Source organism: Pseudomonas sp. FG98 (assembly GCF_057808595.1).
Genome location: NZ_JBMDIJ010000137.1, coordinates 1 through 9,249 on the forward strand (window position 1 = coordinate 1; position 9,249 = coordinate 9,249).

At 64.2% G+C, this 9,249-nt stretch carries 4 protein-coding genes; 1 reads left to right on the forward strand and 3 read right to left on the reverse strand.

From position 1 onward, the window contains the following. Positions 1 to 158: 158 nt before the first annotated feature. The 3 genes from ACODSK_RS31465 to mfd are packed head-to-tail and all read right to left on the reverse strand — an operon-like array spanning position 159 to position 7,484. The gene (locus tag ACODSK_RS31465) at positions 159 to 3,449 is read right to left on the reverse strand and encodes a DEAD/DEAH box helicase (protein ID WP_489021890.1); all 3,291 of its coding nucleotides are present in this window, start codon (positions 3,447 to 3,449) and stop codon (positions 159 to 161) included. Between the two features lie 3 nt (positions 3,450 to 3,452). Next, positions 3,453 to 4,025, reverse strand: coding sequence for a CsiV family protein (locus ACODSK_RS31470; RefSeq protein WP_489021892.1), 573 nt, complete (start codon positions 4,023 to 4,025; stop codon positions 3,453 to 3,455). A gap of 9 nt (positions 4,026 to 4,034) precedes the next feature. Beyond that, entirely contained in the window at positions 4,035 to 7,484 is a 3,450-nt protein-coding gene (gene mfd / locus ACODSK_RS31475; protein WP_489021894.1) for a transcription-repair coupling factor, read from the reverse strand. A gap of 169 nt (positions 7,485 to 7,653) precedes the next feature. Between mfd and ACODSK_RS31480 the strand changes: the two genes are divergently transcribed. Continuing rightward, positions 7,654 to 9,117 carry a glyceraldehyde-3-phosphate dehydrogenase gene (locus ACODSK_RS31480; protein WP_489021896.1) on the forward strand — a complete coding sequence of 488 codons (1,464 nt, stop codon included), beginning with the start codon at positions 7,654 to 7,656 and terminating at the stop codon, positions 9,115 to 9,117. Positions 9,118 to 9,249 lie beyond the last annotated feature (132 nt).

The window sequence follows — 9,249 nt, forward strand, 5'->3', positions numbered from 1 at the left end:
TTCGTCCATTTTGCCAAGACAAAATGGACTCGCCGTAGAGGCGAAAGGGGCCGGCGGAGTCGCCATCTGGTATGGATAAGCCCCCAACGCCAACACCCCAGTCCGGGACCGCTCCGAGAAAGATGTGTAGATACCCATACCGCGATCAGGCCCTTTACCTATCGGGTCTTGTGCTGCTCAGGCAGCGGCGAGAACAAGGCCTCGATATCATCCGCCGCCAGTTTCCACTGACCGGCCTCGTTCCCTTCCAGCAATCCCGCCGCCAGCGCGGCCTTGTCCTTTTGCAACTGCTGGATCTTCTCTTCCACGGTGCCCCGGGTAATCAGCTTGTAGACGAATACCGGCTTGTCCTGGCCGATGCGGTAGGCGCGGTCGGTGGCCTGGTTTTCCGTGGCCGGATTCCACCAGGGGTCGTAGTGGATCACCGTATCTGCGGCCGTCAGGTTGAGCCCGGTACCACCGGCTTTCAGGCTGATCAGGAACAGCGGCGTGTCGCCATTCTGGAATGCCTGCACCGGGGTGCGCCGGTCCTTGGTCTCGCCGGTCAGCAGGCTATAGCGGATCTTGCGTTTCTCCAGTTCTTCCTCGATCAGTGCCAGCATCGAGGTGAACTGGGAGAACAGCAGGATCTTGCGACCCTCGCTGAGCAGGTCGTCGAGCATGTCCATCAGGCTGCCGAGCTTGCCCTTGTCGGACTGCGGCCCCTTGACCACGGCATTAGCCACCAGGCGCAGGTCGCAGCAGACCTGGCGCAGCTTGAGCAGGGCATCGAGCACGATGATCTGGCTGCGTGCCGCGCCGTTGCGGGTGATCTCCGCGCGAACCTTGCTGTCCATGGCCACGCGCACGGTCTCGTAGGTGTCACGCTGGGCGTCGCTGAGGTCGACCCAATGGACGATCTCGCTCTTGGCCGGCAGCTCGGTGGCCACCTGTTCCTTGGTCCGGCGCAGCAGGAACGGACGAATTCGCGCGGCCAGATGACTCATGCGCTCGCCGTCGCCGTGTTTCTCGATCGGCGTGCGGTAGTCGCGGGCGAAGCTTTTGCTGTCGCCCAGCCAGCCGGGCATGAGGAAGTGGAAGATCGACCAGAGTTCGCCAAGGTTGTTTTCCATCGGCGTGCCAGTCAGGCACAGGCGCTGGTTGGCCTTGAGCTCGCGGGCGGCCTGGGCGGCCTTGCTGGTGGCGTTCTTGATGTTCTGCGCTTCGTCGAGAATCAGCAGGTGCCAGTCGATCGCGGTGAAGTGTTCCAGGTCCCGCGGCAGCAGGGCATAGGTGGTCAGGACCAGGTCGTAGTCGCGCAGCTCGGCAAAGTGCCGGGTGCGTCCGGCGCCATGCAGGGCGACCACCTTGAGTTGCGAGGTGAAGTGCTCGGCCTCGTCCAGCCAGTTGGGAATGAGGCTGGTGGGCATCACTACCAGCGCGGGGCTGTCGAGGCGACCGGCATTCTTTTCCGCGAGCACGTGGCTGAGGGTCTGCAGGGTCTTGCCCAGCCCCATGTCATCGCCGAGCAGCCCGCCGACCTCCAGCTCGCGCAGGGTCTGCAGCCAGCTCAGACCTTCCAGCTGGTAAGGCCGCAGCGTGGCGTTCAGGCCCTCCGGCGCCTGGACTTCGCGGTACTGCGCGCTTTTCAGGCGGGTGGCGAAATCACGCAGGCGCTCGCCGCCTTGCCAGGTCAGCGAGAGGTCGTCGAGGTTGCTCAGGCGCGCCGCGTCCGGAGCGGAGAGGCGCAGGGTGCCGCCGTCGTGCTCGTTGAGATAGAGCTCGCCGAGGGTCGCCATCAGCGGCTTGATCCGCCCATAGGGCAGGGCCACCCGCGCGGCGGTGGCGCCGTGGCGATGGCGGTTCAGATCGATCAGCAGGTGTTCGTCGTCGCCGCGCTTGGCCAGCTCGCTGGCGCGCAGCAGTTCCGGGTTGCTGCGCAGCAGGTGCAGGAGGATCGGCAGCAGACTATGGCGCTCGCCATTGACCACGATGCCCAGCTCCAGGTCGAACCACTGGTGGCCGGCGTTTTCCTCGATATCGGCGTACCAGTCATCCACCTCGTGGAGGTTGAAGGCGAAGTCGGCGTGTATCTCGATTTCCCAGCCGGCTTCGCGCAGGGCGGGCAGGCCTTCGCGGGCGAATTCCAGCCATTGCTGGTCGGTGTCCAGCAGAAGCAGTTCGCCGGCGCTTTCCGGCAAGGCCTTGCTCTGTCGGGTGGCGACCTTGAAGCCCCAGCCATGCAGGACCTTGCGCAGGGCCTGCTCGGCTTTCGGGTCACGCTGGATGTGCTGGGTGGCGTTGTCGACGAAACGGGTCAGCGGCTTGTTGCTGCTGGTACGCAGGCCGTCGTAGTTGAACGACAGCGCGGCGCGGTGTTGCAGTTGGCGCTGCATGCGCCCGCTCTTCGGGGCATAGGCACTGAATTCGTGGCTGCCGAGGATCAGGTGGGCGACAGGCCGGATGCCGTCGAGGGTTTCTTCGCGCAGCTTGGCGGGTGTCGGCAGTTCCTTGTCCAGGGCGGCAAGGCGATGGCTGAGCTGGGCTACCAGGGGCTCGGGGACGTCCGGTGCCTGGGTCAACTGCTGGGCGACGTAGGGATCCAGGTTATGCCGGAGCAGGCCGGTCTGCATGATGGTGATATCGAACCAGTACAGCGGTTGCAGTGGCAGGACCCTGCGGACGGGTTCATCGCCGTGATGCCAGATGCCCCAGTAATGGCCGTTCTTCTGGCGTACCCAGCGGAACTCGGCGTCGAGGATCGGGCCCTGGGTCACCGGGCGCATGCCTTCGTCGAACATCAGGCGCCCGGTGGCCAGCGCTTGCTGGAACACCTCGCTGTCGTGTTTCTCGTCGAGGGGGAAGGTCATGCCCCAGAATCGCTCCTTGCGGTTGAGCTGCAGGAGAATCTGCCGGTCTTCCGGGGTGACGTATTTGGGCGGCTGGAACAGCAACTCGGGGATCGATCGCAGATTGGCGAACTGGATGCGTCCATCGGGCTGCCGGGTGCCTTTTCTGATCTTGAGGCAGAAGATCTCTTCGTCGAAATGGATGAAGTAGTAGAGTCCACGGCCCTGGCTGTCTGGCCGGTGGTCGGCGCTGCCTGGCGCGGGCTTTTCCAGCTTGTCCAGCCAGGACTCCAGGTCTGCGGTCAGCCTCTCTCCCGAGGGTTCAAGATGATCCTGGGCATGGAAGAGCACGGCAGCGCAATGCTTGCAGTCAAAGCTTACCGGGCAGGTGCACTCGCAATGGACCCGGTATTGATCGTGTGGAAGTGCGCTGATACCGATCGTCTGCCTGTAGCGGTTATCGCCCGAGCCCTCGCAGGTCGCGTGGATAGTGTTGTCCTCGACCTTCACGATGCGGACTCGTTTCTGTCTGGCGTAGGCGAGCCCGCGTTCCAGCATCCTGGCGCTGAATTCGTCCTGCCACGCGCTGTTTCCGAGTAGCCGGTCGATCAGATGGGACATGCCTTACTGCTCCATCATCTCGGGATCCGGCGCAGGGCTGGCTGGTGCTCCTACCTTGCGAATCTTCACCAGCAACGCCAGATGCCCGCCATCGAGGAAGGTCAGCTCGGCACTCTTCACATTCTTGTTGCCCTGCCTGAATGCTTCGCTCTGCACCACCGCGCCGTTGCCGTCGAATTGGTTGACCCAGAAGCTGGCCTCGACATTGATGAAGCGCGCTTCGCTCAGGCTCAGATTGCCCTCGATGGGGAAATGCCCGAACTGCTGCTGGCCGTCGCTGATGGCGACCTTCGATACGCCGCTGCCGACGCTCTGCTGCCAGGCCTTATGCAGCAGCACGGTGTACTGGCTGTCGGCGGCCAGGGCGGCTACTTCCTTGTCGAGGATCGGCTGGCGTACATCGTACTGGGCGATGGGCGCCGCGCCGTCGCTCCAGCTTTCCGGGGCGAAGGGGCTGGTGATGGCCGGCACCGCGTTCTGCCGCACCAGGATCATTTCCACCAGGTACTGGGTGTCGGCGAAGGCCGCCGGCGCGATCAGCGCCAGCAGCAGGGTCAGGTTGCGAATGGCACGCATGGATCTTCCTTACGCGGTTTGCGGGGTCAGGCGCTCGAACAGCGCTTCGAGTGTCGAGAATCGTTCATCGGCGCGCTCCATGGGCACCATGAACCTGAATTGGGTAGCGCCTTCGAATTTGTAGCGCTTGGGCTGGCCCTGGATCAGTTTGATCAGCACCAGCGGATCGACCGGCGTTTCGCTTTCGAACTCGATCTTGCCGCCTTGCGGGCCGGCATCGACCTTCTTGATCCCGAGTTTTTCCGCCTGCAGCTTGAGCAGGGTAAGGCGGATCAGGTTCTTGGTCGGTTCGGGCAGCAGGCCGAAGCGGTCGATCATCTCCACTTGCAGGTCGTTGAGGCCGTCCTCGTCGACTGCCGAGGCGATGCGTTTGTACAGGATCAGGCGCGCATGCACGTCGGGCAGATAGTCCTCGGGAATCAAGGCCGGCAGGCGCAGGTTGATTTCCGGGCCGCCGCCCAGCGGTTGGTCGAGGTTTGGCTGGGTGCCCTTGCGGATGGCCTTGACCGCGCGCTCGAGCATTTCCATGTACAGGGTGAAGCCCACGGCCTGGATCTGCCCGCTCTGGCCTTCGCCGAGCAGTTCGCCGGCACCGCGGATTTCCAGGTCGTTGGTGGCCAGAACAAAGCCCGCGCCGAGGTCCTGGGTGTTGGCGATGGCTTCCAGGCGTTTCTCCGCATCGGCGGTGATCTGCTGGCGCGGTGGCGTCAGCAGGTAGGCGTAGGCCTGGTGGTGGCTGCGTCCGACCCGGCCGCGCAACTGGTGCAACTGGGCCAGGCCGAACTTGTCGGCGCGCTCGATGATGATGGTGTTGGCGCTCGGCACGTCGATGCCGGTCTCGATGATGGTCGAGGCGATCAGCACGTTGAAGCGCTTGTGGTAGAAGTCGCTCATCACCTGTTCGAGTTCGCGTTCGCGCATCTGCCCGTGGCCGATGCCGATGCGCGCCTCGGGCACCAGTTCGGCGAGGTCGGCAGCGCATTTCTCGATGCTCTTCACATCGTTGTGCAGGTAGTAGACCTGGCCGCCGCGCAACAACTCGCGCAGCAGCGCCTCCTTGATGGTGCTCTTGTTCTGCTCCATGACGAAGGTGCGCACCGACAGCCGGCGGGCCGGCGGGGTGGCGATGATCGACAGGTCGCGCATGCCCGAAACGGCCATGTTCAGGGTGCGCGGGATCGGCGTGGCGGTCAGGGTGAGGATGTCGACTTCGCTGCGCAGGGCCTTGAGCTGTTCTTTCTGGCGTACGCCGAAACGGTGCTCCTCGTCGATGATGACCAGGCCCAGGTCCTTGAACTTGACGTCGTCCTGCAACAGCTTGTGGGTACCGATGACGATGTCGATCTTGCCTTCGGCCAACTCGCCCATGGCGCTGCTGACCTCCTTGGCCGATTTGAAGCGGCTCATCACCTCGACACTTACCGGCCAGTCGGCGAAGCGGTCGCGGAAGCTGTTGTAGTGCTGCTGGGCGAGCAGGGTGGTGGGCACCAGGATCGCTACCTGGCGCCCGCTGTGCACGGCGATGAAGGCCGCGCGCATGGCCACTTCGGTCTTGCCGAAGCCGACGTCGCCGCAAACCAGGCGGTCCATCGGCTTGGCCGCCAGCATGTCTTCGCGCACGGCTTCGATGGCGTTCTGCTGGTCCGGGGTTTCCTCGAACGGGAAGCCGGCGCTGAAGGTGGCGTAGTCGGCGGCCGGGTCGGCGAAGGCATAGCCCTTGCGCGCGGCGCGGCGGGCGTAGATGTCGAGGAGCTCGGCGGCGACGTCGCACACCTGCTCGGCAGCCTTGCGCTTGGCCTTCTGCCAGGCCTCGGAGCCGAGGCGGTGCAGCGGCGCCAGGGCGTCGTCGCTGCCGGTGTAGCGGGCGATCAGGTGCAGGTTGGCCACCGGCACATAGAGCTTGGCGCCCTCGGCGTATTCCAGGGTGAGGAATTCCGCCGCCTGGTTGTCGATCTCCAGGGTCGCCAGGCCCAGGTAGCGGCCGACGCCGTGGTCGATATGCACCACCGGCGCACCTTCGCGCAGCTCGGTGAGGTTCTTGATCACTGCATCGTTGCTGGCGTCGCTGCGTTTTTCCCGGCGCCGGCGCTGCATCACGCGCTGGCCGAACAACGGGCTTTCGGCGACCAGGGCCACGGCCGGATCTTCCAGCACCAGGCCGTCGTCCAGCGGCGCGATGGTGATCGCCAGGCGCTCCTTGCCGGTGATGAAGTCGAGCCAGCTGTCTACCGTCTGCGGGCGCAGTTTCAGGCGCTCCAGCAGTTCCAGCAGGACTTCGCGGCGGCCCGCCGACTCGGCGGTGAACAGCACGCGGCCGGGGAACTGGTCGAGGAATTCGGAAAGTGCTGCCAGCGGCTGGCTGGCCTTGGCTTCGATCGCCAGGTTGGGCAGCTTTTGCGCCGGGAAGCGCTCGCGGCCGACGCCAGCGTCGATGTCCTCGGCGCTTACCACGACACGCGGCCAGCCTTTGAGTCTGGCGAAGCAGTCTTCCACCGGCAGGAACAGCTCGACCGGCGGCAACAGCGGCCGGTTCGGATCGATGCGGCGCTCTTCATAGCGGCCGCGCACGTCGTTCCAGAAATGCTCGGCGGCCTGCTCGACGCCCGGCAGGGAGAACACCTGGGTGTCCTGGGGCAGGTAGTCGAACAGGGTCGAGGTTTCATCGAAGAACAGCGGCAGGTAGTACTCGATGCCGGCGGGAATGATGCCGCTGGTGAGGTCCTGGAAGATCGGGCTGCGCCGGAAGTCCACGTCGAAACGCTCGCGGAAGCGCGCCTTGAAGCGGGTCACTGCATCTTTTTGCAGGGGAAATTCCCGTGCCGGCAGCAGGCGCACCGATTCGACCTTGTCGATGGAGCGCTGGGTTTCTGGGTCGAAGGTGCGCAGGGTTTCGATTTCGTCGTCGAACAGATCGATCCGGTATGGCAGCTTGCTGCCCATGGGGAACAGGTCGATCAGGGCGCCGCGCACGGCGAACTCGCCATGCTCGTAGACGGTATCGACGCAGCGGTAGCCGCTGGCTTCGAGGCGGGTGCGCATCTGCTCGACATCGAGCTTCTGGCCGATGTCGAGGACCAGGCTGCTGCCGAGCAGGAAGCGGGTCGGCGCCAGGCGGTGCAGGGCGGTGGTGATCGGTACCACGAGGATGCCGTGGTCCAGCTCCGGCAGGCGGTACAGGCTGGAAATCCGCTGCGAGATGATGTCCTGGTGCGGCGAGAACAGGTCGTAGGGCAGGGTTTCCCAGTCGGGGAAGGGCAGGACCGCCAGCTCCGGCGCGAAGAAGCGCAGTTCCTGTTCCAGCCGGTCGGCGCTCTGGCTGTCGGCGGTGAGGAGCAGGGTGAAGCGTTTGGCGGCGCTGGCGGCCTCGGCGATGGCCAGGCTCAGGGCGGCGCCGGGCAGGTTGCCCCAGGTGTGTTTGCCGGCGGTGGCCGGAAGGTGCGGTAGACGCAGAACTGGCACGGGAGGTCGAGCTCCAAGCGTTGCGACAAAGAGATCGATTGTACCGGGCCGAGGCCCCTGCGGTAAGGCTTGTGGCGCGCAAATTGGCGCGACGTGACAGGGGCGACAGGCGCTCATTGCCCGATGCGAAGCTCGGCGTCATAATGTAGCCCCTTTTTTCTGTCCCTACATGTGGAAGGTTCCCGTGACTCAGAAGCCCGACCAGTGTCTTGGTGAGTGGATCGATCGTGAAGCACTTGCAGAAGCGATGATCCCGCTTATCGGTCAGCTCTACCGCAATAACAACGTGGTGAGCTCGATCTATGGCCGCAGCCTGATCAACCGTTCGGTGATCTCGATCCTCAAAGCCCACCGCTTTGCCCGCCATCGCCAGACCGACGAAACCGAACTGTCCGTCCACGAGACATTCCCCCTGCTCAAGGCCATGAGCGAGCTGAAACTGGGCGCCGCTTCGGTCGACCTGGGCAAGCTGGCCAACAAGTTCAAGCTGGAAGGCAACGGCCGCAGCGTCGAGCAGTTCGTGCGCGAAGAACTGGCCGAAGTGGTCGGTCAGCAGAACGCTTCCGCACGCAAGGGCACCGACGTCGTCCTGTACGGCTTCGGCCGCATCGGCCGCCTGCTGGCGCGCATCCTGATCGAGAAGACCGGTGGCGGCGACGGCCTGCGCCTGCGCGCCATCGTCGTGCGCAAGGGCGCGACCAACGACCTGGTCAAGCGTGCCAGCCTGCTGCGTCGTGACTCGGTTCACGGCCCGTTCGACGGCACCATCACCGTCGACGAGGAAAACAACACCATCACCGCCAACGGCAACCTGATCCAGGTGATCTACGCCAAGGCGCCGAGCGAAGTCGACTACACCCAGTACGGCATCCAGAACGCCCTGATCGTCGACAACACCGGCGTATGGCGTGATGCCGAGGGCCTGGGCCAGCACCTGGCCTGCCCGGGCGCTGCCCGCGTGATCCTCACCGCACCTGGCAAGGGCGCGCTGAAGAACATCGTGCACGGCATCAACCACGGCGAAATCACTGCCGACGACAAGATCATCTCTGCCGCTTCCTGCACCACCAACGCCATCGTGCCGGTGCTGAAGGCGCTGAATGACCAGTACGGCATCGTCCATGGTCACGTCGAAACCGTTCACTCGTTCACCAACGACCAGAACCTGATCGACAACTTCCACAAGGGCAGCCGTCGCGGTCGTGCCGCGCCGCTGAACATGGTCATCACCGAGACCGGCGCCGCCACTGCAGCCGCCAAGGCACTGCCAGTGCTGAAAGGCAAGCTGACCGGCAACGCCATCCGCGTTCCGACGCCGAACGTCTCCATGGCGATCCTCAACCTGAACCTGGAAAAGGCCACTACTCGTGAAGAGCTGAACGAGTACCTGCGCCAGACCGCCATGCATTCCGAGCTGCACAAGCAGATCGACTACGTGAGCAGCCAGGAAGTGGTATCGACCGACTTCGTCGGTTCGCGCCACGCCGGTGTGGTCGACGCCGAAGCCACCATCTGCAACGAAAACCGCGTTGTCCTGTACGTCTGGTACGACAACGAATTCGGTTACAGCTGCCAGGTAGTGCGCGTGATGGAAGATATGGCCGGTGTGAACCCGCCTGCATTCCCACGCTAAGCTTGCTGGTGTGTTGAAAAGAACGGGAGCCTTCGGGTTCCCGTTTTTTTTGGAGTTTTGTTTTGTTCTTGAGGGCCCTATCGCCGGCAACGCCGGCTCCCACAGGGTTGGCGGTGCACACAACCCCTGTGG

Bases quoted from the DNA above. Each gene is read 5' to 3' on its own strand.
- ACODSK_RS31465 (WP_489021890.1), bottom strand. From the start codon at position 3,449: ATGTCCCATCTGATCGACCGGCTACTCGGAAACAGCGCGTGGCAGGAC.
- ACODSK_RS31470 (WP_489021892.1), bottom strand. From the start codon at position 4,025: ATGCGTGCCATTCGCAACCTGACCCTGCTGCTGGCGCTGATCGCGCCG.
- ACODSK_RS31480 (WP_489021896.1), top strand. From the start codon at position 7,654: ATGTGGAAGGTTCCCGTGACTCAGAAGCCCGACCAGTGTCTTGGTGAG.